Origin of the sequence: Streptomyces sp. NPDC059787 (assembly GCF_042732315.1) — a bacterium.
GTDB classification, from domain to species: Bacteria; Actinomycetota; Actinomycetes; order Streptomycetales; family Streptomycetaceae; genus Streptomyces; species Streptomyces atrovirens.
Map to the genome: position 1 here is coordinate 108,361 of NZ_JBHWHX010000013.1, position 23,996 is coordinate 132,356.

21 protein-coding genes and 1 pseudogene are annotated in these 23,996 nt (G+C 74.3%); 14 read left to right on the forward strand and 8 right to left on the reverse strand.

Translation table 11 applies throughout. The features are described from left to right. The first annotated feature begins 195 nt into the window (after positions 1–195). From ACFV5H_RS15245 to ACFV5H_RS15260, 4 genes are all read left to right on the forward strand, one after another. Positions 196–1,509 carry an FAD-dependent oxidoreductase gene (locus ACFV5H_RS15245; RefSeq protein WP_385195031.1) on the forward strand — a complete coding sequence of 438 codons (1,314 nt, stop codon included), beginning with the start codon at positions 196–198 and terminating at the stop codon, positions 1,507–1,509. Then, positions 1,506–2,399: an arylamine N-acetyltransferase gene (locus tag ACFV5H_RS15250; protein ID WP_385059497.1), complete on the forward strand. Its 894-nt coding sequence runs from the start codon at positions 1,506–1,508 to the stop codon at positions 2,397–2,399. Before ACFV5H_RS15245 ends, ACFV5H_RS15250 begins: the two co-directional genes overlap by 4 nt. Next, positions 2,396–3,601, forward strand: a complete 1,206-nt coding sequence (locus ACFV5H_RS15255; protein WP_385059499.1) for an LLM class flavin-dependent oxidoreductase — start codon at positions 2,396–2,398, stop codon at positions 3,599–3,601. The genes ACFV5H_RS15250 and ACFV5H_RS15255 overlap by 4 nt, the downstream gene beginning before the upstream one ends. A gap of 74 nt (positions 3,602–3,675) precedes the next feature. Further along, a complete protein-coding gene (locus ACFV5H_RS15260) occupies positions 3,676–5,013 on the forward strand; it encodes an acyltransferase family protein (RefSeq protein ID WP_385195034.1) in 1,338 nt (445 codons plus the stop codon). On the opposite strand, the gene ACFV5H_RS15265 is transcribed toward ACFV5H_RS15260, so the two are convergent. Then, on the reverse strand, positions 4,988–5,644 hold the full coding sequence (locus ACFV5H_RS15265) for a TetR/AcrR family transcriptional regulator (protein WP_385195036.1): 657 nt from the start codon (positions 5,642–5,644) through the stop codon (positions 4,988–4,990). The genes ACFV5H_RS15260 and ACFV5H_RS15265 overlap by 26 nt on opposite strands. Positions 5,645–5,761: 117 nt before the next feature. On the opposite strand from ACFV5H_RS15265, the gene ACFV5H_RS15270 reads away from it, so the two are divergent. Further along, positions 5,762–7,222 carry an MDR family MFS transporter gene (locus ACFV5H_RS15270; RefSeq protein ID WP_385195039.1) on the forward strand — a complete coding sequence of 487 codons (1,461 nt, stop codon included), beginning with the start codon at positions 5,762–5,764 and terminating at the stop codon, positions 7,220–7,222. Between the two features lie 86 nt (positions 7,223–7,308). Here ACFV5H_RS15270 and ACFV5H_RS15275 read toward each other — a convergent pair whose 3' ends face one another. Further along, positions 7,309–8,277 (reverse strand): zinc-binding dehydrogenase, encoded by a 969-nt coding sequence (locus tag ACFV5H_RS15275; RefSeq protein WP_385195042.1) that lies wholly within the window; start codon positions 8,275–8,277, stop codon positions 7,309–7,311. 6 nt (positions 8,278–8,283) lie between these two features. After that, on the reverse strand, positions 8,284–9,324 hold the full coding sequence (locus ACFV5H_RS15280) for a 3-oxoacyl-ACP synthase III family protein (RefSeq protein ID WP_385058365.1): 1,041 nt from the start codon (positions 9,322–9,324) through the stop codon (positions 8,284–8,286). Between the two features lie 274 nt (positions 9,325–9,598). Here ACFV5H_RS15280 and ACFV5H_RS15285 point away from each other — a divergent pair, with 274 nt between their 5' ends. The 6 genes and pseudogenes from ACFV5H_RS15285 to ACFV5H_RS15310 form a co-directional block, all read left to right on the forward strand. Beyond that, positions 9,599–10,639: a 3-oxoacyl-ACP synthase III family protein gene (locus ACFV5H_RS15285; protein WP_385195044.1), complete on the forward strand. Its 1,041-nt coding sequence runs from the start codon at positions 9,599–9,601 to the stop codon at positions 10,637–10,639. After that, complete coding sequence (locus ACFV5H_RS15290) at positions 10,636–11,610, forward strand: 3-hydroxyacyl-CoA dehydrogenase family protein (protein WP_385195047.1); 975 nt, start codon at positions 10,636–10,638, stop codon at positions 11,608–11,610. Before ACFV5H_RS15285 ends, ACFV5H_RS15290 begins: the two co-directional genes overlap by 4 nt. Next, positions 11,607–12,440, forward strand: coding sequence for an enoyl-CoA hydratase/isomerase family protein (locus ACFV5H_RS15295; RefSeq protein ID WP_385058359.1), 834 nt, complete (start codon positions 11,607–11,609; stop codon positions 12,438–12,440). Before ACFV5H_RS15290 ends, ACFV5H_RS15295 begins: the two co-directional genes overlap by 4 nt. Continuing rightward, positions 12,437–13,411, forward strand: a complete 975-nt coding sequence (locus tag ACFV5H_RS15300) for a crotonase/enoyl-CoA hydratase family protein (RefSeq protein ID WP_385195049.1) — start codon at positions 12,437–12,439, stop codon at positions 13,409–13,411. The genes ACFV5H_RS15295 and ACFV5H_RS15300 overlap by 4 nt, the downstream gene beginning before the upstream one ends. A gap of 14 nt (positions 13,412–13,425) precedes the next feature. Beyond that, positions 13,426–14,187 carry an SDR family NAD(P)-dependent oxidoreductase gene (locus ACFV5H_RS15305; protein WP_385195052.1) on the forward strand — a complete coding sequence of 254 codons (762 nt, stop codon included), beginning with the start codon at positions 13,426–13,428 and terminating at the stop codon, positions 14,185–14,187. 115 nt (positions 14,188–14,302) lie between these two features. Continuing rightward, positions 14,303–14,737 (forward strand): annotated as a pseudogene (locus ACFV5H_RS15310) (4'-phosphopantetheinyl transferase family protein); the annotation flags it as partial. 99 nt (positions 14,738–14,836) lie between these two features. On the opposite strand, the gene ACFV5H_RS15315 reads toward ACFV5H_RS15310, so the two are convergent. Together ACFV5H_RS15315 and ACFV5H_RS15320 are read right to left on the reverse strand one after the other, a co-directional pair. Next, a complete protein-coding gene (locus ACFV5H_RS15315; RefSeq protein WP_385195054.1) occupies positions 14,837–15,505 on the reverse strand; it encodes a response regulator transcription factor in 669 nt (222 codons plus the stop codon). A 2-nt stretch (positions 15,506–15,507) separates the two neighbouring features. Beyond that, a complete protein-coding gene (locus ACFV5H_RS15320; protein WP_385058353.1) occupies positions 15,508–16,125 on the reverse strand; it encodes a TetR/AcrR family transcriptional regulator in 618 nt (205 codons plus the stop codon). Positions 16,126–16,281: 156 nt separating this feature from the next. Here ACFV5H_RS15320 and ACFV5H_RS15325 point away from each other — a divergent pair, with 156 nt between their 5' ends. Next, the gene (locus tag ACFV5H_RS15325) at positions 16,282–17,445 is read left to right on the forward strand and encodes an acetyl-CoA C-acetyltransferase (RefSeq protein ID WP_385058369.1); all 1,164 of its coding nucleotides are present in this window, start codon (positions 16,282–16,284) and stop codon (positions 17,443–17,445) included. Between the two features lie 79 nt (positions 17,446–17,524). Here ACFV5H_RS15325 and ACFV5H_RS15330 read toward each other — a convergent pair whose 3' ends face one another. Next, positions 17,525–18,514 (reverse strand): DsbA family protein, encoded by a 990-nt coding sequence (locus ACFV5H_RS15330; protein WP_385195056.1) that lies wholly within the window; start codon positions 18,512–18,514, stop codon positions 17,525–17,527. 206 nt (positions 18,515–18,720) lie between these two features. Beyond that, the gene (locus tag ACFV5H_RS15335; protein ID WP_385195058.1) at positions 18,721–20,313 is read right to left on the reverse strand and encodes an MFS transporter; all 1,593 of its coding nucleotides are present in this window, start codon (positions 20,311–20,313) and stop codon (positions 18,721–18,723) included. 252 nt (positions 20,314–20,565) lie between these two features. On the opposite strand from ACFV5H_RS15335, the gene ACFV5H_RS15340 reads away from it, so the two are divergent. Both ACFV5H_RS15340 and ACFV5H_RS15345 read left to right on the forward strand, forming a co-directional pair. After that, positions 20,566–21,159, forward strand: coding sequence for a helix-turn-helix domain-containing protein (locus ACFV5H_RS15340; protein WP_385058349.1), 594 nt, complete (start codon positions 20,566–20,568; stop codon positions 21,157–21,159). A 127-nt stretch (positions 21,160–21,286) separates the two neighbouring features. Then, complete coding sequence (locus ACFV5H_RS15345; RefSeq protein WP_385195061.1) at positions 21,287–22,159, forward strand: class I SAM-dependent methyltransferase; 873 nt, start codon at positions 21,287–21,289, stop codon at positions 22,157–22,159. Between the two features lie 150 nt (positions 22,160–22,309). Here ACFV5H_RS15345 and ACFV5H_RS15350 read toward each other — a convergent pair whose 3' ends face one another. After that, on the reverse strand, positions 22,310–23,788 hold the full coding sequence (locus tag ACFV5H_RS15350; RefSeq protein ID WP_385195063.1) for a hypothetical protein: 1,479 nt from the start codon (positions 23,786–23,788) through the stop codon (positions 22,310–22,312). Positions 23,789–23,996 lie beyond the last annotated feature (208 nt).

Sequence of the window (23,996 nt, forward strand, 5' to 3'; positions counted from 1 at the left end):
GGGGGGGGTTTTGGGGGGGCGGGGGGGCCCCCCCCCCCGGGGGGGCCCACCCCCCCGTCGGCGGGGGGGGGGTCCCCGCCCCCCCCCGCCCCCCCCCGGCCCAGCCGCTGCTGTTCTGGGCGGGCGGCTACCCCAAGCTCGCCGATCAACTGTCCGTGCCTGCGCCGAGCAGGCCCCGTGAGGTGGAGAGCACCCATGTCTGAACCGTCCGGCACCGAGCACGGCCCCCTCCCGCGGCCGGCCGGTCCCGCCGACCCCGAGGTCGCCATCGTGGGCGCCGGGCCCGCGGGCCTGCTGCTCGGCCTGCTGCTGGGTCTGCGGGGCCGCCGGGTCCTGCTGATCGAGCGCGAGGAGGAGCCCGTCCCCGGCGGTCCCGGCAACGGGATCTGCCCGATCCTGCAGCCCGCCACCCTGGGCATCCTCGACCGTCTCGGCCTGCTGCCCGAACTGGCCGCGAACACCACCCCGGTCACCCACGGCGAGGTCGCCGCGGGCGGTGCCACCGTCGCCTCGTACGCCTACGCCGACCTGCCCGGCGCACCCGTCGCCCACGCCCTGCCCACCTCGATCGTCCGGCTGCGCGACGTGCTCGCCGCCGCCGTCCGCGCCCTCCCCGGCACCGAGCTGGTGTACGGCGCCACGGTGCGCGCCCTGGTGCGGCGCGAGGGGGCCGCGCCCGGGGTGCGCGGCCTCGAGCTCGAGGACGCCCGGGGCGTGCGCACCCTGTACCCGTCGCTGATCGTGGGCTGCGACGGCAAGCGCTCGGCGGTCCGGGAGATGGCCGGCATCGGCGCCCCGGCCCGCGCCTTCAAGCGCGGCTACACCGAGCTGCGCCTGCCGCTGCCCGGGTCCTGGGGGCCGGTGATGCGCGCCGCCTTCACCGCCGACGGCTACGTGCTGGGCACCCCGATCGCCGACGAGACCCTGCTGTTCGCCTGGATCACCGACCCGGACACCGCCGGCGAGGCCGTCGACGGTCCGCTCGAAGCACTCGCCGAGCGCTACGCGCGGGCCGCGCCGCAGGCCGCCGACTGGATCCGCGAGCACACCACCGACCGCTCCCAGGTCCGTGAGTTCCTGCACCACATCGTGCGCCCCGAGCGCTGGACCGACGGCAACGTCGTCCTGGTCGGCGACAGCGCCCACGGCGTGCACGTCTACGGCGGCCAGGGGCTGAACCTCTCCCTCCAGGACGCGGCCTGCGTGGCGAGCGCCGCCGACGAGGCCATGACCGCGGGCGACACCGCGGCCCTGCACCGCTTCGAGGCGCTGCGCCGGCCCTTCACCGAGGCCTTCCAGGACATGCAGGAGGCGCACCTCGACGCCCTCGCGGCGCGTGCGGGCCGGGCCGCCGGAGGGGACGCGGGCGGGGGCGCCGGCCACCTGCCGGACTTCGCCCCGCTGGCCCTGGGCCAGAGCGAGCTGCGTGCCGCGTTCGTCGCGGCCGTCCCCGAGGGCGTGCCGTCCCTTCCGGCCGTCGTGTCCGCCGGCACCGGGGCCCGCCCGTGAACCTGACCGACCAGCAGCGGCGTTCGTACCTCGCCCGCATCGGGTACGACGGTCCGCTCGAGCCGACCCTCGGGGTGCTGACCGCGCTGTGCCGGGCCCATGTGCGGGCCGTGCCCTTCGAACTGCTCGACGGGCCCGACGGCCTCGTCCCCGGCATCGACGCGGCCAGCGTGTACGAGAAGGTCGTGGTCCGCCATCTCGGCGGGGCCTGCATGGAGGTCAACAACCTCTTCGCCGCCCTTCTCGGCGACCTCGGCTTCGAGGTGACCACGCACGCCTCCCGCCCCTGGCTGCCGCAGGACCGCGCGTACACCGACACCGGCGACCACATGATCCTGGTGGTCCGGATCGAGGGCGTCGCACACCTCGTCGACGTCGCGTACTCCCAGCTGACCGCCGTGACGCCGCTGAGGCTGGACGGCAGCGAGTGCACCGAGCACGGCTGGCGCTTCCGGGTGCTGCGCGACCGGGACGGCGACGACCACGTCGCCCAGCGCGCGGGAGCCGGCGGCCGGTGGTCCCCGATCCACCGGTTCACCCTCGAGCCGCGCGGCGGCGAGCACTTCGCCACCATCCTCGACCTCTACCTGACCCCCGGCACCGGCTCGCCCATCCCCCGCACGCTGATGTGCTCCCGGGTGACCGGCACCGGCAAGGCCACGCTCGTCAACGACGTGCTGATCGAGACCTCCGACGGCGGTACGGAGCGCAGCAGCCGGGTCGACACCCCCGAGGCGGCCCGGGCCGCCCTCGCGCTGGTCTTCGCCGGCCATCCGACCCTGGCCGAGCGCGGCGCCCGTATCTGGCAGCGCCTGGTGGGCGACCCCGCCGGCGCCCCGGCCCGCGCGGCCGCCCCTTCCGCCCCGACTCCCGAGGAGACCTCCGTATGACCCGGCCGCAGATCGGCTTCGGCGCGTTCCTCTCGCCCCTGCACCCGCACGGCGAGAGCCCCACCCTCCAGTTCTGGCGCGATCTGGACCTCGTGCGGTGGCTGGACGAACTCGACCTGGCGGAGGCGTGGGTGGGCGAGCACCACTCCGGCGGCTGGGGCACCGTCTCCTCGCCCGAGGTGTTCCTCGCGGCGGCCGCCGAGCGCACCCGCCGCATCCGCCTGGGCACCGGCGTCACCAGCCTGCCCTACCACCACCCCTTCCACGTGGCCTCGCGGATCGTCCAGCTCGACCACCAGACCCGCGGCCGCGTGATGCTCGGCGTCGGTGCGGGCTCGGCGCCCGGCGACGCCCACATGCTGGGCGTCCACCCCTCCGAGCAGCGCCGGATGACCGGCGAGTCGCTGGAGGCCGTCCTCGAACTCCTCGCCGGTGAGGGCCCGGTCAACCGCGCCACCGACTGGTTCACGCTGCGCGACGCGCGCCTGCAGCACCGCCCCTACCGCCCCGGCGGCATCGAGGTGGCCATCTCCAGCGCCGCCTCCCCGCACAGCATGCAGCTGGCCGGCCGGCACGGTCTGAGCCCGCTGTCCTTCGCCTCGCCGCGCCCCGGCGGCACCGCCCCCGACCTGCGCCGCCAGTGGCGGTACGCCGAGGAGGCCGCCGCGGCCGCGGGCCGCACCGTCGACCGCGCCGACTGGCGCCTGGTGGTCAACGTGTACGTCGGCGAGTCCCGCGAGCGGGCCCTGGAGGAGCTGCGCGAGGGCGCCGCGGCCTGGCTGCGCGGCTACTGGGGCGACATCGTCGGTCTGCCGGTCGACGCGCTCGGCATCGAACCGGGCCGGGAGATCGAGTACCTGGTGGAGAACGGTGCCGCGATCGTCGGCTCGCCGGACGAGGTCGCCGCGGGCGTCGAGGAGCTGTACGAGAGCAGCGGAGGCTTCGGCACCCTGCTGGTCGCCGGCGCCGACTGGGCGTCCCGGGAGAACACCCGGGCCTCCTTCGAGCGCCTGGCGCGTTTCGTCGTACCGCGGTTCGACGGCTCGCTGGAGGGCTTCGAGACCTCCGCCGCGTGGGTGCGGGAGCACAGGTCCGAGTTCGTCGCCCAGGCCGTCGGCGCCTTCCAGAAGGCGTTCACCGACGCCGGGGTGGCCGCGCCCGCCCTGCCGGTGCCCGAGCCGGCCGGCACCGGATCCCACTGAGCCGCCCCCGGCCCCGACCCCTGTCCAGCCCCGCCGGTCCCGGAGCGGGCCCGGTGTTCCCCCTCGGAGGTCAGATGAGTCCCCTCAGCCCCGCGTCCCCGGCACGCGCCGGCCGTCCCCGCCGTGCCGCCGGCGCCTTCGCGAAGCTCGCCCGCCAGGAGCGTCCCGGTGCCGGCGAACTGAACCTGCTGGCCGGCCGCGGCTCCCGGCTGGAGTCGCTGACGGGCCTGCGCTGGTGGGCGGCGCTGCTGGTGTTCGGTGAGCACCTGGCCGCGCTGAGACTGGGCAGCAGAGTGGGGTCGGACGACACCGGCCCCGCCGACACGGTGCTGCACTGGTTCTTCGGCACCGGCACCATCGGGGTGAGCTGCTTCTTCATCCTCAGCGGCTTCGTCCTGGCCTGGACGTACTGTCCGGAGACCGACACCGTGGGCCGGTTCTGGCGGCGGCGGTTCGCGAAGATCTACCCGGTCTACTTCGTCTCGACCGTGCTGGCCTTCGTCATGTTCGCCGGTATGGGACAGACCCCGTCGGGCACCAACGTGGTGCTGCACCTGACACTGCTGCAGTCCTGGACCCCCGACCAGTCCCTGTACTTCGGCCTCAATCCGGTGACCTGGTCGCTGAGCTGCGAGGCGTTCTTCTACGCGATCCTGCCGCTGCTCTTCATAGCCCTGCGGCGGCTGCCCGCGAGCGCGCTGTACGCCACCGTGGCGGCGGCCGTGGCGGGGGCCTTCGTACTGCCGTACACCCTGGGCGAGCTGGTGGACCTGCCCTACCCGGCCGAGGAGATCATCTCCACCGGCCCGGTCGGCGGTCCCTTCCCGTACTGGTTCACCTACGTCCTGCCGGCCTTCCGCGCACTGGAGTTCGCCGCCGGCGTGTGCGCCGCCCTGCTGGTGCGGCGCGGCCAGTGGCGTGGTCCCGGTGTGCCGTTCGCCCTGCTGATCTGTCTGGCCGGCTGGCTGGTCAACCAGGAGCTGCCGCCGCGCCTGCAGCACCAGGCGGGCACCTTCCTGCCCTTCGTCCTGCTGATCGCCGCCCTGGCGACGGCGGACGTGCGCGGCACCTGGTCACCGCTGCGCGGGCGGGTGATGCGGTTCCTCGGCGAGATCTCGTACTGCCTGTACGTCTTCCAGCTGCTGCTCCTCGCGGTCGTCTCGGGCGCGCTGCGCCCGGCGCTGGCCGCCACGGGGGTGCTGCCCGACGAGGAGGCGGCCCTGCCGTCCTGGCTGGTGGGCCCGGTGGGGCTGGGCTGCCTCGCGCTGTGCGTGCTGGTGGCCTGGGCGGCGTACCGCTGGATCGAGGTCCCGCTGATGCGGCGGCTGCGTCCCCGCTCCGCCGCCCCGGCGGTCGCCGAGGGAGCCGAGGGGTCACCGGACGCCGTCAGCGCGGACCGTACGCCCGCATGAACATGCCGATGCCCCGCTCCACCACCGTGTCGATGCCGGCCTCGTCCAGCGGGACCTGACCGAGCGTCGACTCCAGCTGGGCCTCACCGATCAGCAGGGCCCGCAGCTGCCGGGCCGCCGCCTCGGTGTCGTCGACGTCCAGGTGGCCGGCCCGGCCGAGCAGCGCGAGCTGCTCGGCCACGGCACGGATGCCCGCGTCCCGGTCGAGGCCGTGCAGGACCCGGCGCAGGGACTCCTCCAACGGGGCCTCCGCCAGGATCCGCCGGCGCAGCGCGGCGGTGTCGCCCAGCATCAGCCGCACCCAGCGCCGGCCGAAGTCCCGGAACTGCGCCGGCAGGTCGGTGCCGTCGTGGGCGGCGATGGTCTCGCGCACCAGTGTGTCGAACTGGCCGGCCAGCGGGTCCATCGCCGCCGACACCACTTCGGCCACGAGGGAGTCACGGTCACCGAAGTGGTTGTAGAGGGTCTGCTTGGCCACCTTCGCCTCGGCGGCGATGGTGTCGATGCTCGCCCGCGCGAAGCCGTCGCGGACGAACACCTCGGCCGCCGCCTGGAGGATCTGCGCCCTGCGGTCCCGTCCGCCGTGCGTGCGGCGCGGGCGGGGCCGGGCCGTCTCCCGGGTGTTCACCACTGCTGTTCCTCCTGGGGCGTCCACGACTTGATTTCTGGACGGCCTAGTCTACTATTCAAATCTAGACGGGGTAGTCCAAGTTTCTGCCCCGCCGTGTTTCCGGAGGGGACCCCTGCCATGAACCGACCCACGCCCGCGCCCACCGTCGCGGAGCAGGACGCCCGCATCGACGGCTCGTTGTGGTGGCTGTGCGGCGTCCTGGTCCTGGGCGCCGTGACCACCCTGCTCGACGGCACGATCGTCAACGTCGCCGTCGAGACCCTCACCCGCGAGCTGGACGCCCCGCTCGACGCGGTCCAGTGGAGCGTCACCGGCTACCTGCTGGCCCTCTCCCTCGTCGTCCCGCTCGCCGGCTGGGCCATGGAGCGCTTCGGCGCCAAGCGGATGTGGCTGGCCGCCCAGGTCCTCTTCCTCGCCGGGTCGGTCCTCTCCGGCCTCGCCTGGTCCGTGGAGAGCCTGGTGGTCTTCCGCGTGGTCCAGGGCCTCGGCGGCGGCATGGTGATGCCGATGGCGCAGGCCATGCTCGCCGGCGCCGCGGGCCCGGCCCGGCTCGGCAGGGTGATGGCCGTGGTGTCCGTGCCCGCCATGCTCGCCCCGATCATCGGCCCGGTCGTCGGGGGGTACTTCGTCGACGAGCTGAACTGGCGCTGGATCTTCTTCATCAACATCCCGATCGGCCTGGCCGCCATCGTGCTCGCCTGGATCAAGCTCCCCGCCGACCGCCCGCGGACCGACCGCCGGCTGGACACCCTCGGCCTGCTGCTCCTCTCCCCCGGCCTCGCCCTGCTCCTGTACGGCCTGGCCGAGGCCGGCGGCGGCGGCTTCACCGACGCCGGGAGCCTGCCCTGGACCCTGGCCGGCGCGGCCCTGCTGGCCGGCTTCGCCGTGCACGCCCTGCGCACCCCCGGCACCCCGCTGATCGACCTGCGGCTGTTCGCGGACCGCGGCTTCTCCGCCGCCGTCGTCACCCAGTTCACCCTGAACGCCGGTGTGTTCGGCGCGATGTTCCTGCTCCCCCTGTACTTCCAGCTGGACCGCGGCGCCACCGTCCTCGAGGCCGGACTGATGCTCGCCCCGCAGGGCGTCGGCTACGTCATCGCCATGGCCGTGGTCGGCAAGGCCACCGACAGGGCGGGCGCGGGCCCCCTGGCCCTCGCCGGCGTCCTGATCACCCTGCTGGGCACCCTGCCCTTCGCCCTCGTCGACGACGGCACCAGTCAGGGCCTGCTCGCCGCCGCCATGGTGGCCCGCGGCATCGGCGTCGGCGTGGTGACCCTGCCCAGCCTCGCGGCCGCCTACCGCTCACTGGCCCCCGCCGCGATGCCCCGCGCCTCCAGCGCCATGAACATCTTCCAGCGGCTGGGCGGTTCGGTGGGCACGGCCGCGGTCGCCGTCGTCCTGCAGAACGGCCTGACCGACGGCAAGACCTCCGGCGCCCCGGTGTCCGACGCCTTCGGCACCTCCTTCTGGTGGGTGTTCGGCCTGACCGCCGTCACCCTGCTGCCCGCGCTGCTCCTGCCGCGCACCGTGCCGGCGCCCGCCGCCGACGCCCCGGTGGAAGAGCCCGCCGCCGCCTGAATCCCCCGTCAGCGGCGGCGACGCTTCGGCCCGGCCCCTCCTGGACGGAGGGGCCGGGCCGGAGTCGTCGTACCGGGCAACCGGGCTCAGGGCACCAGCACGACCTTGCCGAACAGCTCGCCCGCGTCCATCGCCGCCAGTCCCTCCCGCACCCGCGACAGCGGCAGCACCCGGTCCACCACCGGCCGTACACCGGTGCGCACACAGAACGCGGCCAGCCGCGCCAGCTGGTCGGCCGTCCCCATGGTCGAGCCCACCACCGACAGCTGGTTGGCGAAGATCCGCCCCAGATCGGCGGGCGGCAGGCCCCCCGTGGTCGCCCCGGAGAGCACCAGCCGCCCACCCGCGCGCAACGCCTTCAACGAGGCCGCGTACGTGGCCTCGCCCACGGTGTCGATCACCGCGTCCACCTTGTGCGGCAGCCGCTCGCCCGGCGCCATCACCCGCTCCGCGCCCAGCCCGGCCAGCCGGCGCCGCTTCTCCGCGGACCGGCTCACCGCCCACACCCGCAGCCCCGCGGTGCTGCCCAGAGACACCGCGGCCGTGCCGACACCGCCGCCCGCGCCCTGCACCAGCACCACGCCGCCCGGCTCGACCCCGGCCTTCTCGAACAGCATCCGGTAGGCCGTCAGCCAGGCGCCCGGGAGACAGGCCGCCTCGGCGAAACTCAGCTCGGCCGGCTTGGGGACCAGGCAGCGGCGCGGCACCGACACCCGTTGCGCGAGCGTGCCGGGCCGCTGCACGGAGAGGAACTCCACCGCCGGGTCGAGGGTCTCGTCCCCGCCTCCGGCCAGCGCATCCCCGATCACCGGATAGACGATCACCTCGCGGCCGTCCTCGTCGACGCCCGCGGCGTCACTGCCGAGGACGACCGGCAACTGCCCGGGCAGCACCGCCACCCCGCGCAGCGTCCACAGGTCGTGGTGGTTCAGGGCGGCGGCCCGTACCTCGACCGTGGCCCAGCCCTCCGGGGGCCGCGGCTCGGGCCACGGCCCGGTGCGCAGCCCCGCGAGCGGGTCCCCGGGCACGGAGCGCTCGGCCACGACGGCGTACACCCGCGCTCACCCCGCCCGCAGGCAGAGGGTGCCCCAGATGAACCCGGCTCCGATGGCCGAGACCACCACCAGCTCCCCCGGGGCCACCCGGCCCGCCTCCATGGCCTGGTGCAGCACCGTGAAGACGGTGGCCGCGCCCGTGTTGCCGTACCGGTCCACGCTGATGCCGGCCCGCGAGCGGTCCACCCCGAGGGCGTCCATCGCCTCGTGGACGATGTTCAGGTTCGCCTGGTGCAGCATGTAGTGGTCCACGTCGCCCGGCCGCAGGCCCGCCCGGCCCAGGGCGGTCAGGATGCTCTCCGGCAGCCGCTTGGTGGCCTCCGTCCACACCGTGCGCCCGTCCATCTTCAGGAACTGGCCGCGCGCCGCGACGGTCTCCTCGGTCGTGGGCCGGCTCGCCCCGCCCGCCGGGATCTCCACCGCGTACGACAGCGAGGCGTCCAGGTCCCAGGACAGCAGCCCGAAGCCCGGCTCGGTCCGGCTCATCACCACGGCGCCCGCGGCGTCGCCGAAGAACACCCGCGTCGAGCGGTCCTCGGGGTCGGTGACCCGCGACAGGCACTCCGCGCCGATCACCAGCACATTGTGGATCCGGTCGTTCTGCAGCAGGTGGGCCGCGGTCAGCATGCCGTACACCCCGCCCGCGCAGGCCGCCTGGCTGAGGTCCAGCGGGAACGCCCGCGTCGCGCCGAGGGCCTCCTTCACGATCAGCGCGGTCGACGGCAGCGGCTGGTCGTAGGTGAACGTCGCGACGATCACCGCGTCGAGGTCCGCGGCCGACCGGCCGCTGCGCTCCAGCGCCTCCCGAGCGGCGGCCACGCACATGTCGGAGGTGGTCCGTCCCTCCTCCAGCCAGCGCCGCTCACCGATACCGGTGCGGCTCCTGATCCACGCGTCGGTGGTGTCCAGCGTCGCGACGAGTTCCGCGTTGGGAACCACCCGCGAGGGCACGTGGCAGCCGGTGCCGACGATTCCCACCGGAACGCGCAGGCCACCGGTGTCGGTGCGGGAGAGGGCGGGGCTCTCCGTGGTACTGGCGACGGTCATGGGCATTTCTGCTCTCTCCCGGAAGAAAAGGAGACGCCGGTCCGAGGGGGCGCCTCCCAGGTCCGCGGAACCATAGGCAGCCGCGCCTCGCCGGAAGAAGACGCGAAAGTCCAGCAAGGACGGTGCGTTCGAGGCCCACGTCCGGTGCCGCCGAACGTGGCCGCCACCCGCCCTGCCCATACGGGCAGGGCAGCCACCGGCCCCGGTGGGGGTGGCGATGGGCCAGTCGGAAGGAGCCTTCCCGCCCTCCGGGGCGGCGGAAAGACTCGGCCCCATGGAACCCATCGCATACGACAGGCCCCGGGGCGTGGGCATCCGGGCGATCGGCGGCCACCTGCCCGAGCGGGTCGTGACCAACGCCGACCTCGAACAGCGGCTGGACACCACCGACGCGTGGATCAGCGAGTTCATCGGCGTACGGACCCGCCGCTGGTCGGCCCCCGAGGAGTGGTCCTCCGACCTGGGAGCCAAGGCCCTGCTCGACGCGTGCGAGCGCGCCGGGGTCAGCCCCCACTCCGTCGACCTGGTCATCTGCGGCACGTACACCCCCGACAACCTCATCCCGGCCACCGCCGTGGCCATCATGGGCAAGGCCGGCATCCAGGACGTGCCCGGCTTCGACGTCAACACCGGCGGCTGCCCCGGCGGCACCTGGGCCCTGGACGTCGGCGCCAAGTACGTGGCCTCCGGCGCCTACCGGCGGGTCGCCGTCGTCCTCGCCGACGTCAGCACCAAGACCTTCGACCCTGAGGACCGCACCGTCGGCGTCATCTTCGGCGACGGCGCGGCCTGCTACCTCCTCGAACCCGTCGAGGCCGGCAAGGGCGTCTCCTCCGCCGTGCTGCGCAGCGACCCGTCCGCCTACACCACCGCCTACGTCAAGCGCGAGAAGCGCACCTGGGACGACGGCACCCCCAAGCAGTCCGCCTTCGGCGACAACTTCGCCCACATGTATGGCCGCGGAGTGCGCGACTTCGCCCTCGAGCGGGTCCCCGGCTTCGTGGAGGAGCTGGCCAAGACCAACGGCATCACCGTGGACGACATCGACCTCATCGTCTTCCACCAGGCCAACTACCACCTGATCCACCTGCTGATGGAGAAGCTGGGCCTGCCCGCCGAGAAGACCATGACCAACGTCCAGGAGTACGGCAACACCTCGGGCGCCGGCGTACCGCTGGTCCTGCGCGAGGCCATGGACACCGGCCGCGTCGCCCCCGGGGACAACGTCGTCATCGTCTCCTTCGGCGCGGGCATGAGCCACGGCGGCACACTGATCCGCTGGACCGGCGCCGACGACTTCGGGCAGCGGCCGTGACCGTCGAGGCCCCCCGCCCGGCCGCGGCCCCGCGGGTGCCGGCCGATCCGGTCGCGGCCCCCCAGGTACCGGCCGGCCCGATCGCGGTCGTCGGCGCCGGCACCATGGGCGCCGGCCTGGCCCAGGTCGCGGCCGCCGCCGGCCGCCCGGTGGTGCTCTACAGCCGCACCCGGGAGTCCCTGGACCGCGCCCGCGCCGCCATCGAGGACTCACTGCGCCGGCTGGCCCGCAGGGGCGCGGCCCCCGGCCTGCCGGTGCCCGCCGACCCCTCCGAGGTCCTGGACCGCGTCCGGCCCACCACCCGCCTGGAGGACTGCGCCGGCGCGGCCCTGGTCGTCGAGTCGGTCGCCGAGGACCTGGCCGTCAAACAGGAGGTGTTCGCCCGGCTCGACGCGCTCTGCGCGGACGCGGCCCTGCTGGCCAGCAACACCTCCGGCATCCCCATCGGCGCGATCGCCCGGGCCACCACCCGCCCCGAACGCGTCGTGGGCACCCACTTCTTCTCGCCGGTCCCGATGATGCGGCTGTGCGAGATCGTCCGCGGCCCCGCCACCTCGGAGCACGTCCTCGCCCTCGCCCGGGCCTTCGCCACCGAGATCGGCAAGGAGAGCGTGCTGGTCGAGCGCGACACCCCCGGCTTCATCACCACCCGGCTGCTGACCGTGCTGATCCTGGAGGCGGTCCGGATGGTCGAGGACGGCACCTGCAGCCCCGCCGACCTCGACCGGGCCTGCCGGCTGGGCTTCGGCCACCCCATGGGGCCGCTCGCCTCCGTGGACCTCAGCGGGATCGACGTGTTCCACGACGTGGCGGCCGCCCTGCACCGCGCCACCGGCAACCCGGCCTTCGAGGCCCCCGCCCTGCTCGGGGAGCTCGTCGCGGCCGGCCACCACGGGCGCAAGAGCGGGCGCGGCTTCCACGACTACCGCGCCACCGCCGACACCGGCCCGGCCACGACAGGAGCCCGATGACCACCGACCCCGCGGCCCGGTTCCGCCGCATCCAGGTCACCTGGGAGAACGGCGTCACCCACCTGCGCCTGGCGCGCCCGGAGCGGCGCAACGCCATCGACCTCGGGCTCGCGCAGGAGTTGCTGCGCGCCACCCTGCTGGAGCCCACCGCCACCAGCGGCTGCGTCCTGCTGACCGGCGCGGGCGACCACTTCTGCGTCGGCGGCGACCTCACCTCCTTCGAGCAGGCGGGCGACCTGCCCAGCCACCTGATGGAGGTCACCAGCTATCTGCACGCGGCCCTGTCCCGGCTCGCCGCCATGCCCGCCCCGCTGGTCGTCGCCGCCCAGGGCCACGTGGCGGGCGCCGGCCTGGGCCTGGCCTGTCTGGCCGACGTCCTGCTGACCGCCGAGGGAACCACCTACCGCTCCGCGTACGGTGCCCTGGGCCTGACCCCGGACGCCTCGACCAGCCATCTGCTGCCCCGGCTCGTCGGACTGCGCCGCGCCCAGCACATCACGCTGCTGGGCCAGGTCCTCAGCGCGGAGGACGCCCAGTCCTGGGGTCTGTCCACCGAGACGGTGCCGGCCGGTCTGCTGCACAAGCGGGCCGTACAGCTCGCCCAGGAGATCGCGGCCGGCCCCACCCGGGCGTACGGGCAGACCAAGCGGCTGCTGCGGGCCTCGTTCGCACGCTCGCTGGCCGAGCACCTGGAGGACGAGTCCACCACGCTCAGCGCGGCCGCGGCCACCGCCGACGCCATGGAGGGCCTCGCCGCCTTCCACGCCCGCCGCAGCCCCCGCTTCGCCCCGGCGGGCACGGCACATGCCTGGTCCGGAGGCGCCGCATGACCACCCCCACCGTCCCGGGCACGCCTGCCGTCCCCGGCGCCACCGCCGTACCGGGTACTCCCGATGTTCCGGGCACGCCCGCCTTTCCCAGCGCCCCCGGCACCGCCGATATCCCGAGCATGCCCGACGCCCCCGGCGCCCTTGGCACCGCCGACACCCCAGGCACGCCCGACGTCCCGGGCGTGCCCGGCACCCCCGCGCCGCTCGTACGGTTCGAGCGCCGGGGCCACGTCGCCGTGCTGACCCTGGACCGCCCCGCGGTCCGCAACGCGGTCGACTCGGCGCTCGCGGCCGCCCTCGGTGCCGCCCTGACCGAGCTGGACCGCGACCCGGCACTGCGGGTGGGCGTGCTCACCGGCGCCGGGCCGGTCTTCTGCGCCGGCGCCGACCTGAAGGCGCTGGCCGCCGGCGGCGTCGTACACGACCCGGACCACGAGGAGTGGGGCTTCGCCGGCATCGTCCACCACCCGGTGCGCACCCCGCTGATCGCCGCCGTCGAGGGCGCCGCGCTGGGCGGCGGCCTGGAGATCGCCCTCGCCTGTGACCTGGTGGTCGCCGCCGAGGACGCCCGGTTCGGACTGCCCGAGGTGACCCGGGGCCTGTTGGCCGGGGCCGGCGGACTGATCCGGCTGCCCCGGCTGGTGCCCGTACGCGCCGCCATGGAGGCCGCGCTCACCGGCGAGCCGGTTTCCGCGGCCACCGCCCGTCAGTGGCACCTGGTCAACCGTCTCGCCCCGCCCGGCCACGCCCTGCGCGCGGCCCTGGAGCTGGCGGAGCGCGTCGCCGCGCACGCGCCGCTCTCCCTCCAGGCGGCCAAGCGCCTGGTGCGGGCCGCGTCCGGGGGGACGTCCGAGGACGAACTGTGGCGGGTCAACGCCGAGTTGAGCGCCCGACTGCTGGCGAGCCGGGACGCGCGGGAGGGCATGACCGCCTTCGCCGAGCGCCGCCCGCCCGTCTGGCACGGGTGCTGAGGGGAGGTACCACCATGAACATGCACGACAGCATCGCGCTGGTCACCGGAGGCACCTCGGGGCTGGGGCGGGCGGCCGTCCGGCGGCTGGCCGCCGAGGGCTGCCGGGTGGTCTTCACGGGCCGCGCCCGTGAACGCGCCGAGAAGATCACCGCCGACCTCGGCGACCGGGCTGTGTTCGTCCCCGGCGACATCACCCGCACCGAGGACGTGGCCCGCGCCGTCGACACCGCGGCCTCGCTGGGCCGGCTCGGCGCCGTGGTGAGCTGCGCGGGGGTCGCGGTGCCCGGCCGCACCCTGGGCAGGCGCGGCCCGCTGCCGCTGGAGACCTTCGCGGAGGTGGTCCGGGTGAACCTCCTGGGCACCTTCGACGTGGTCCGCCAGGCGGCCCGGGTGATGGCGGACAACGAGGCGGTGGACGGCGACCGCGGAGTGGTGGTGTGCACCTCCTCGATCGCCGCGTACGAAGGCCAGGAGGGCCAGGTCGCCTACACCGCCTCGAAGGCGGCGGTGGCCGGCATGACCCTGCCGCTGGCCCGGGACCTGGCCCGGCACGGCATCCGCGTGGTGACCGTGGCTCCGGGGCTGTTCGACACGCCGATGGTCGCGGGGCTCGCCGACGAGGCCCGCGCCTCGCTCGCCGCGCAGACCCCGCACCCCGTCCGGCTGGGCCGGTCCGAGGAGTTCGCCTCACTGGTCGCGCACATCATCGACAACCCGATGCTCAACGGCGAGGTCATCCGGCTGGACGGGGCGGTGCGCCTTGGCCCGATCTGACGGCACCCCGGCCCTCGGCGTCCGTGTCTGGTCGGCCCGCACCGACCGCCCCGCGGCGCAGGAGGAGGCCCTGCTGGACCTGCTCACCCCCGCCGAGCGCGACCGGTACGCCGGGATGCCGCGCGAGGCGCGCTCCCCGTACGTCACCGCCCACGCCCTGCTGCGCCTCGGCGTGGCCCGGGTCCTGGACGTGGCACCGCGCCGGCTGCACGTGGCGCGGGACGCCGTCGGCCGGCCGGTGGTACCCGCCGCTCCCTGGCTGCGGCTGAGCCTGTCCCACACCGGGGGCGCCGTCCTGGCGGGCTGTTCGGCCGGGGGCCCGCTGGGCCTGGACGTCGAGCGTGTCCGCCCGGTGCGCGGGGAGCGGGAGCTGGCCGCCCGGGTCCTCGACCCGGCGGACCTCGCCCGCTGGTCGCGGCTGGCCGGTCCGGCGGCCCGGCCGGCCCTGCTCGCCCGCTGGACGTGCAAGGAGGCGGTGCTCAAGGGACTCGGCACGGGCCTGGCGGGCGGGTTGCGCCGGGTGAGGGCCGACCCTGCCGACCCGCACCGCTGGTCCGTCGCGGGGGCACCCGTCCCCCGTTGGCGCACCACCCCCCTGGCCGTCGGCCCCCGCCACGTGGCCGCTCTGGCGCTGCCCGCGGTCGCGGGCTCAGACCAGGCCCTCCTGGAGGGCGAGCGCCACGGCCAGTGTGCGGTTGGGGGAGTTCAGCTTGGCGAGCAGGTTGGTGACGTGCCGCTTGACCCCGTGCTCGGAGATGGTGAGCCGTCGGGCGATCTGCTTGTTGCTCATGCCCTGGGCGAGCAGCGAGAGCACCTGCTGCTCGCGGGGGGTGAGGGAGATCTTGCGTGAGGTTCCCACCGGCCCGGCTCCGCGCACCCGCACCATCAGGGACCGTGCCAGGCCCGCGGGCAGCGGCATCTCGCCGCGCTCCAGGCGCACGACGGCCTCGTGGAGGTTGCCGGCCGTCAGGTCGGACTGCATCAGGAAACCGTGGGAGGAGAGCATGACCTCTTCGTCGATGGACTCGAGCCGCAGGTCCTCCAGGAGAAGCAATACGCGTGCCTCGACGGCCTCGGCCTCCCGGATCAGCCCCGGCGCCGGTCCCCCGCTGCCGTGGCAGACCACGATGTCGGGCCGGTGCTCGGCGAGCAGTTCGCGGGCCGCGACCGGACCGCTGCACGCCCAGACGTCCCGGACCGAGGGGACGGTGCGCAGCAGGGTGGTGACACCGCAGCGCACCAGCTCGTTCTCGAGCACCACGAGCACCGACGTCCGCGCCGGGCCGGTCACCGTGGCCGCCGCCTGCGTCTGTGTCATGGTCATCCCCGGCCTCGTACCAGCGCCCAGGTCAGATCGGCGACCTCGGTCACGCCCATGCCGTTCTCGCCCTCGCCGTCGAACTCGCCGCGGGCCCACCGGCCGATGACCGCCAGCACGGCCCCGCTGAGGAAGTGCGCGCGCACCAGCAGTGCCGTCTCGTCGAACGCGTCCGGCGGGGTCTCGGTCAGCAGCTGCTCGAACCAGGCCTGCGCCAGGAGCCGTTCGAGGCGGGCGGCGAAACGCGGGCTGCCGTCCTCGCCGAGCATCCGGCGGTAGACGGCGCGGTGCTTGTCGACCTGTGTGAACAGGCTGATCAGGTGCACCGGAGCGGTGTCGGACAGCACATGGGTGTCCGCGATCAGCCGGCAGGCGCGGGCCGCCTCGACCACACCGTCCATCGTCGACTCGGTGGCGTCGAGGAGCAGGTCCTCACGGTCCTTGTAGTGCAGGTAGACCGTGGCCCGGTTCACCTCCGCGCGCTCGGCGATGTCGCTCATGGTGATGCCGTCCAGGTCCTTCTCCATCGAGAGGTCCAGGACCGCGGAGCGCAGCAGCGCCCTGGTCCGCCGGGCGCGGGGGTCGCGTGAGGCGCCCCGGGTGTTCGAGGTGTTCGGCATGGGACCACGGTTCCACAACACACGACATGAATGCAACACCTGTCTGTTAAGCGACACGTGTCGTACAGTCGGGAAGGAGCCGGCCGAACCAGGCCGTGCGCACACCCCGCAGTCCACCCATCCCCCCTGACAAGGAACACGGTTGAGATGAGCGCGATATCCCAGGCCTACATCGTCGACGCGGTGCGCACCCCGGTCGGCCGCCGCAAGGGCGGACTCTCGGGCGTCCACTCCGCGGACCTCGGCGCCCACGTCCTGAACGCCCTGATGGACCGCACGGGCGTCGACCCCGCCGCCGTCGACGACGTCGTCTTCGGCTGCCTCGACCAGCTCGGCTCGCAGTCCGGGGACATCGCCCGCACCAGCTGGCTGGCCGCGGGGCTGCCGGAGAACGTGCCGGGCGTCACCATCGACCGCCAGTGCGGCTCCTCCCAGCAGGCCGTGCACTTCGCCGCCCAGGCGGTCATGAGCGGCCTGTCCGGACTCGTCGTCGCCGGCGGCGTGCAGAACATGTCGCAGATCCCGCTCACCGCCGCCGCCCTCGTCGGCGACCAGTTCGGCCACCCCGACCCGTACTCGGGCTCCCGCGGCTGGCGCAAGCGGTACGGCGACCGGACCGTCAGCCAGTTCCACGCCGCCGAGCTGATGGCCCGCCACTGGGACATCTCCCGCGAGGAGATGGAGGAGTTCGCCCTGACCAGTCACCGCAGGGCCGCCCACGCGGTCGACTCCGGCTGGTTCGAGCGCGAGATCGAGCCCTACGACGACGGCGAGCACGCCCTCGCGGCCGACGAGGGGCCCCGCCGCGACACCACGCTCGAGTCGATGGCGCAGCTGAAGACCCTGGACCCCGCCGGCCGAATCACCGCCGCCACCGCCTCCCAGATCTCCGACGGCGCGGCCGCCCTGCTCATCGCCTCCGAGGAGGCGCTGCGCGAGCACGGCCTGACCCCCCGGGCCCGCATCCACCGGATGACCGTCCTGGGCGACGACCCGATCATGATGCTCAGCGCCCCGATCCCCGCCACCCGCAAGGCACTCGCGGACGCCGGCCTCACCGAGGACGACATCGACGCCGTCGAGATCAACGAGGCCTTCGCCCCCGTCGTCCTGGCCTGGCAGCGCGAGATCGCCATCGCGCCCGAGCGGGTCAACCCCGTCGGCGGCGCGATCGCCCTCGGCCACCCCCTCGGCGCCACCGGCGCCCGGCTGATGACCACGATGCTGCACCACCTGGAACGCACCGGCGGCCGCTACGGCCTGCAGACCATGTGCGAAGGCGGCGGCCAGGCCAACGTCACCGTCATCGAACGCCTCTGACCACGCACGGGGCCCGGACCGCCCGAAGCGGCCCGGGCCCTTTCCCGCACTCACACACGACGCCGCAGACGTGCGCCGCTCACCCGGCCTTCCCGTACTCGGGGTTCATCGCGGCGGCGATCCGCAGATGCGACGCCGCCTCCTCCCCCTCCCCCCGCCGCTCCAGGGTCCGGCCCAGCAGCAGCCGGGCGTACGCGTCGTCCGGGTTCTCCGCCACCAGCCTCTCCAGCCCGCTCCGCGCCCGCGACAGCTGCGCCGAGTGGTAGTGGGCACGCGCGGCCAGCATCCGTACGCTCCGCTCCTCGGGGTGCTCCGCCAGCAGCGGGCCCAGCAGCGTCAGACAGCCCAGCGGATCGCCCTTGTCGAGCAGCGCCTCGGCCAGCCGCAGCCGCTCGACCTCGGCCGGCAGCTCGCGCCGCGGCTCGGCCACGGCCCGCGCCACGAACCGCGCGATCACCTCGGGCGCGTGCGCCCCGGCCAGCGCCTCCCCGCCGATCACCAGGGTCGGCGAGGTCGTCACCCCGATCGCCTTGCCCCGCAGCAGGGCCTCCCGTACGTACTCCTCGGCCCCGCCCCCGCCCAGCAGCCGGGCGCCCTCGGAGAACCCGGCGGCGGAGGCGACCTCCTGGAGCGTCTCCGTCCGGCTGATGTCCCGCCGCTCCACGAAGTGGGCCCGCAACACACCCTCCAGCACGGTGTCCTGGAGGGCGGCCCCGCCCTGCTCGTACGCCAGGGCGACGAGCCGGTGCGCGTCATGGCTCGAGGCCCGCCACGCCGCTCCCCAACGGGAGCCCAGCCCCTCGGCGGCCGCGATCTCCGAGACCCTGACCCGGTTCTCGGCCGCGCTCATCCCGGGCGCGCACCCCTGCAACGCCGCGTCCACCACGGGGTCCCGCAGCACCTCCTCCAGCGGCTGCGCCCGCGCCGGTGCCATCGGGTCGATCCGGAACGGCCGCCACACCACCTCGACGGGCTCGCCGTCCCATCCCTCGAGCGCCCGCGCCAACCGCCGCTTGCCGATGTACGCCCAGGCGCAGACCACGTCCGCCCACACTTCGATGTGCCTCATGCCCCCAACTTATTCAACACGTGTCGTTTATTCAACACTCGTCGAACATGCTGCCCGAAAGCGACCTGCTTCCACCGGGAGCCGACCGACGCTTCCGGTCCCGGACGGGGGCGGCCCGGCTTCGGCGGCTCACCGGCCCCCGTGAGCGGCAGGCGAACGCGGTGCCCGCGGAGCGGTCCGCCCGCCGCGGCCCGGCTCCCGTGCGGTCAGCCGGCGGAGACGGCCTCAGCCGGGTCCGTCCCGCCCGCGACCGCGGAGGGTGTGTTCCCGGGGCCGCGGAGGGCGATGTGGACGAGCAGGGCGCCCATGAGGAGGGCGCCCGCCCACATGGCCTGCTGCCAGCCGTCGACGAAGGACTGCCGCGCCGCGTGGAGCAGGTCCGGTGCGTGCGGTCCGGTGCCGCCCGCCACCTCGACGGCGTTGGCGACGCCTTCCCGGGCGGTGTCCGCGGCGCCCTGGGGGATGCCGTGCAGCCTGTCATCGATGGCGTCGCGGTAGCCGGCGGACACGAGCGCGCCGAGCAGGGCGACGCCGAGTGCGGTGCCGAACTCGCGGGTGACGTCGTTGAGGGCGGAGGCGACACCCTGCTTCCCGCGCGGCAGGGAGGCGGTGACGGCCTCCGTGGACGGGGTCATCGACAGGCCCATGCCGACGCCCATGGCGAGCAGGCCGGGCAGGACGGACGGGTATCCGCCGCCGACGGAGACGAGGAGCGCCATGAGCGCCATGCCGGCTCCGGCCAGTGCGATGCCCACCACCATGGTCGAGCGGGCGCCGATCCCCGCGGCCAGCCTGGGGGCCAGGCCGGAGGCCGTCATCATCGCGACGGCCATGGGCATCATCGCGACCGTGGACAGCAGTCCCGACCAGCCGAGTACGGCCTGGAAGAACGGGAAGAGGACCACTCCGATGCCCGCCTGGACACCGAAGACCACCAGCAGCGTGATCGAGCCGCCCGACAGTCCGCGCTGCCGGAACAGCCGCACGTCCAGCAGGGAGGCGTCGCGGCGGTGCAGCTCCCAGGCCACGAACCCGACCGCGGCGACGAGGCCGGCTGTCAGGCCGGTCAGCGTCGCGGGCGCGGTCCAGCCGCGTTCGGGGCCTTCCTGCAGCACGAAGATGAGGCCGGTCACGGCGATCACGGAGAGCAGGGCGCCGACGGTGTCGAACCGGTGGGCCGAGGTCTCGCGGGAGTCGGGAACCGACGTCGAGGTCATGGCCAGGGCCACGAGGACCAGGACCGCCGGCAGGACGAACAGCCAGCGCCAGTCGGCGACGTCGACGAGGAGCGCGGAGAGGAACATGCCCAGGATCCCGCCGCCCCCGGCGACCCCGGTCCACACACCGATCGCCTTGCCGCGCCGCTCCTCGGGGAAGGTGGAGGTGATGACGGAGAGCGTGATCGGCATGATCATGGCGGCGCCGATGCCTCCGGCCACGCGGGCGGCGAGCATCACTTCGGCGGTCGGGGCCAGGCCGGCGACCACGGTGGCGATGCCGAAGACCCCCAGGCCCGCGAGGAGCACGGGCTTGCGGCCCAGGCGGTCGCCCAGGGCACCGAGCGGCAGCAGCAGCGCGGCCAGGGCGAGGGTGTAGATGTTGATGATCCACAGGACCGTGCTCTGGGAGGCGCCGAATTCCACGGCCATGTGGGTCTGCGCGACGTTCAGCCCGGTCACCGAGGCGATGACCGCCATCAGGGCGATGGAGACGGTGATCAGGATCATGCGCAACTGACGCGCGTCGGGGGCACCCCGGCCACTGGCCTGCGCGGCCGGTACGGGCTGGTTCGTACTCATTGGTTCCTCTCAGAAGGGCATACCGGGCCGGCGCCGGGGCAGGACCGGTCGCTGGGTGAAGGGGGCGGGCGGACCCCGGGCCGCCGCACGCGTCAGGGGCGTACGACGGCCGGTGCCGCGCCGGATGCCGGAGGGCGGGAGTTCCGCCTCTGGCTGCGGCGAGGACCGCGGCGGAGGCGCCGACCCGAACGCCACGGACCATCCGCACACGACGCTAAGCCGACCTTGCCTCGAAGGCATACGATGTTGCTCATGACGCAAGAAGATGGGGATCTGGACAGCCTCGTACGCAAACGCATCCGCGCCCTGCGGGTGGCGCAGGGCTGGTCCCTGGAGGAACTGGCCTCCCGCGCCCACCTCAGCCAGTCCTCACTGAGCCGTATCGAGAACGGCCGACGCCGCCTCGCACTGGATCAGCTGGTCACCCTCGCCCGCGCCCTGGACACCACGCTCGACCAACTGGTGGAGACCGCCGCCGACGACGTCGTCACCAGCCCGACGATCGACGGCGCCCACGGCCGGATGCGCTGGACCGTCAAGGCCGACCCCGGGATGAGCGTGGTGCGCCAGCGCATGACCGAACCGCCCCCCGAGAACCCGGCGCGCATGCGCGCCCATCCGGGGCGCGAATGGCTGGTCGTCCTGTCCGGCACGGCGATCCTCATGCTCGGCCACCGCCGCTTCCGCCTCGAGACCCATCAGGCCGCCGAGTTCCCCACGATGATGCCGCACGCGATCGGCGCCGACGGCGGACCCTGCGAGATCCTGGGCATCTTCGACCGCGACGCCCGCCGCGGCCACCAGAGCGACAGCGACGACACCCAGGGCGCTCCCGAGCGGCAGTGAAGCCGTGCGACGGCCTCCCCCTCCCCGGAGGTGACCTCTTGCGCGTCGGGCAACCCCCTCGGCCATCGTCTTGCGCAAACCGGGATACTTCATGCCGCAGACGCATACCCGTCCTAGCGTGAAGAGCATGAACCACGCACCCACCCACGCCCCCCACCACGGCGCTCCCCACGGTCACCACCACGAACACGCGAGGGACGGCCAGGCGGAGATCCTCGACCTGGACGCCGAGGTCCTCGCCGAGTACACCGCCTCCATCACCGCATGGCTGCCGCTGCGGACCGCCCCCCACCACATCGTGGACCTGGGCTGCGGCACGGGCGCGGGCACCTTCGCCCTCCTCGACCGCTTCCCCGACGCGCACGTCACCGCCGTCGACGCCTCCGCCGAACACCTGCGACGTCTGCGCACCAAGGCGTGCACCCGCGGCGTTCAGGAGCGCGTGCGCACGGTGCGGGCCGACCTCGACGAAGCGGCCTGGCCCGACCTCGGCTCACCGGACCTGGTCTGGGCGTCGGCCTCGATGCACCACATGGCCCGTCCCGACCGCGCCCTGCGCAACGTCCACGACACGCTCGCACCCGGCGGCATGCTCGCCGTCGTCGAACTGACCGGCCACCCCCGCTTCCTGCCCGAGAACGCCCCCGAGGACCGGCCCGGTCTGGAAGAACGCGTCCACGCCGCGGCCGACCGCCGCCAAGCCGAACACCTGCCCCACCGCGGCACCGACTGGGGCCCGATGCTGACCGCCGCCGGATTCACCGTCGAGGGCGAACGCACCATCGCCGTGAACCTCGAAGGCTCGCGCAACGAAGCGATCGGCCGCTACGCCACCGGCGTCCTGCAGCGCATCCGCAGCGCGACCGCGGACAGGCTCTCCCCCGAGGACCTCACCGCGCTCGACCGGCTCCTCGACGCCGGCAGCCCGCACGGCATCCTGCGCCGCGACGACCTGACGGTACGCACCGAGCGCACCGTCTGGGCCGCCCGCCGCACCTGACCACGGACGGTCCCTCCCACCGGGGCGGGCCCGCCTCCGAGCCCACGGACGGTGATCGGCCGGGCGCGTGACAGCGAGTGCGGCTCGAAGGCCGGCACCCACACCAGGTCACTGGCGCGCGTAAGGCAGACGACCCGGTTCAGCTCGGTCTCACAGTCCTGCCAGGGTGAGGAGCTGCCGCATGTGTTCGGGCGGCAGGTCGGGGTTGCCGGCTGCGGCGGTCGCGACCCGTTCCGACGGGTCGGCCAGCAACCGCGTCAGCTCACGGACCGGAAGCCGGGGATGGGTCGCGATCGTGTGGCGCACGGTGGGATCGGGATCGGCGGCCAGGCGGCGGACGAGTTCCACCGGCAGGTCGGGATCGCGTGGGGCCAGTTGTCGCATCCTCGGGTCGGGGTCGGTGGCCAGACGCCGGAGGACGTCCGTCGGGAGGGGGAGGTCGTCGGCCGGACGCCACCGGGTCTTCTTCACCGGGCGGTAGGTGCGGTCGATGCGTTCGGCGGTGGCCGCGTCGATCCGGTCCCCGGCGTGCAGGGCCATGGCCGTACGGACGCTGCTCTCCTCGTCGTCGAGCAGCCGGGCCACGACCGGCGCGGGGAGGTCGTCGGACATCGCGGCCGAGGCACGGAAACAGGCATAGGGCGGGTCCACGTGCGGCAGGGGATCTGCGGTCACCCACGGCAGGCGCAGTGTCCGTAGCTGCAGCTGCGCCGTCTCGCTCATGATCTGCTGTTCGAGCGCGTCGTCGTCCAGGTCGGTGTGGAGATCGGTGAGCCAGTCCCGTGGGGGCACGTCGGACAGGAGCCGTGCGTGAATCGCGGCGCGGGTCGGCTCAGGGGTGTCCCGGCGTGCGAAGACGCGGAGTCCGACCTGCGGGTTGAGGTCTTCGGCAAGGACGTCACGCAGCAGCGGTGGGAGGTCGGGGTGCCCGGCGAGTTCCTCCCGCACCTCGGGGGTCGGGTCGTCGGCCAGTCGGCGGGCCGTGTCGGTGTCGAGGGTGCAGTGGCGTACCGCCCCGGCGCGCGTGACCGGGTCGGCCAACAGAGCCGGGAGCAGGTCGGCGGGCGGTACGGGATGGGGAAGCCGCGCGTAGTAGGTCGCGCAGGCTCGTGCCCGCACCATGTCCTCGGGATCCGTCAGCAGAGTCCGGCGCACCGCTTCCGGCGCCTGCGTCCACCACCGGGCGAGCGTCGCCCGTACCTCCGGATCCGGGTCGGCCGCCAGCCGGGCGCGCAGGTCCTCCGGCATCCGATCGCTCTGCGCCAGCCACTCCCGCACCCGCGGCTCGCTGTCGCCGAGCAGCCGCTCGAACAACTCGCGCGGTGCGCCGCCGTCCGCGCCGACCACCACGGCCTCCCGTATCGCCGGATCCGGGTGCTCGGCGAGCGTCATCCGGAAGGCGTGCGGAAGGCTGCGGTTGAGCGCGAGCGAGTGCGTGAGCCAGTGCTCGTCCAGGGCGATGATCTCGGCGATCATGCCGTCGGTCAGATCCGGGCGCCCGGCGACGCTGCGATGGCTCTTGTGGTGGGCGAAGAGGCGGCGGATGAACTCGGGCGGCAACGCGGGGTTCTCCGCGAGTCCTTCCAGCACCTTGTCGAGGTGGACCGGCGGTGGTGCGGCGTCCGACACGGCGCATGACCCTTCTGGCTCGGTGAGTCGACCGCCGAGTCTCCCATGCACGGTGCCCGCCGTCCCCGGTGCGAGGGGCCGGGCGCCCGACAGGGCCCGTACCGCTCCGGCTCCGCTCACCGCCGGCACTCCCCCGCTCCCCCGCTCCCCGGGCCTCACCTGGACCACCCGTTGATCACGTCTCCCTGGGCACCGCAGCGACCGCGGG

Bases quoted from the DNA above. Each gene is read 5' to 3' on its own strand.
- ACFV5H_RS15295 (WP_385058359.1), top strand. From the start codon at position 11,607: ATGACCACCGACCCCGCGGCCCGGTTCCGCCGCATCCAGGTCACCTGG.
- ACFV5H_RS15340 (WP_385058349.1), top strand. From the start codon at position 20,566: ATGACGCAAGAAGATGGGGATCTGGACAGCCTCGTACGCAAACGCATC.
- ACFV5H_RS15280 (WP_385058365.1), bottom strand. From the start codon at position 9,324: ATGACCGTCGCCAGTACCACGGAGAGCCCCGCCCTCTCCCGCACCGAC.
- ACFV5H_RS15285 (WP_385195044.1), top strand. From the start codon at position 9,599: ATGGAACCCATCGCATACGACAGGCCCCGGGGCGTGGGCATCCGGGCG.
- ACFV5H_RS15315 (WP_385195054.1), bottom strand. From the start codon at position 15,505: ATGACACAGACGCAGGCGGCGGCCACGGTGACCGGCCCGGCGCGGACG.
- ACFV5H_RS15335 (WP_385195058.1), bottom strand. From the start codon at position 20,313: ATGAGTACGAACCAGCCCGTACCGGCCGCGCAGGCCAGTGGCCGGGGT.
- ACFV5H_RS15330 (WP_385195056.1), bottom strand. From the start codon at position 18,514: ATGAGGCACATCGAAGTGTGGGCGGACGTGGTCTGCGCCTGGGCGTAC.
- ACFV5H_RS15320 (WP_385058353.1), bottom strand. From the start codon at position 16,125: ATGCCGAACACCTCGAACACCCGGGGCGCCTCACGCGACCCCCGCGCC.
- ACFV5H_RS15270 (WP_385195039.1), top strand. From the start codon at position 5,762: ATGAACCGACCCACGCCCGCGCCCACCGTCGCGGAGCAGGACGCCCGC.
- ACFV5H_RS15255 (WP_385059499.1), top strand. From the start codon at position 2,396: ATGACCCGGCCGCAGATCGGCTTCGGCGCGTTCCTCTCGCCCCTGCAC.
- ACFV5H_RS15245 (WP_385195031.1), top strand. From the start codon at position 196: ATGTCTGAACCGTCCGGCACCGAGCACGGCCCCCTCCCGCGGCCGGCC.
- ACFV5H_RS15260 (WP_385195034.1), top strand. From the start codon at position 3,676: ATGAGTCCCCTCAGCCCCGCGTCCCCGGCACGCGCCGGCCGTCCCCGC.
- ACFV5H_RS15345 (WP_385195061.1), top strand. From the start codon at position 21,287: ATGAACCACGCACCCACCCACGCCCCCCACCACGGCGCTCCCCACGGT.
- ACFV5H_RS15300 (WP_385195049.1), top strand. From the start codon at position 12,437: ATGACCACCCCCACCGTCCCGGGCACGCCTGCCGTCCCCGGCGCCACC.
- ACFV5H_RS15305 (WP_385195052.1), top strand. From the start codon at position 13,426: ATGAACATGCACGACAGCATCGCGCTGGTCACCGGAGGCACCTCGGGG.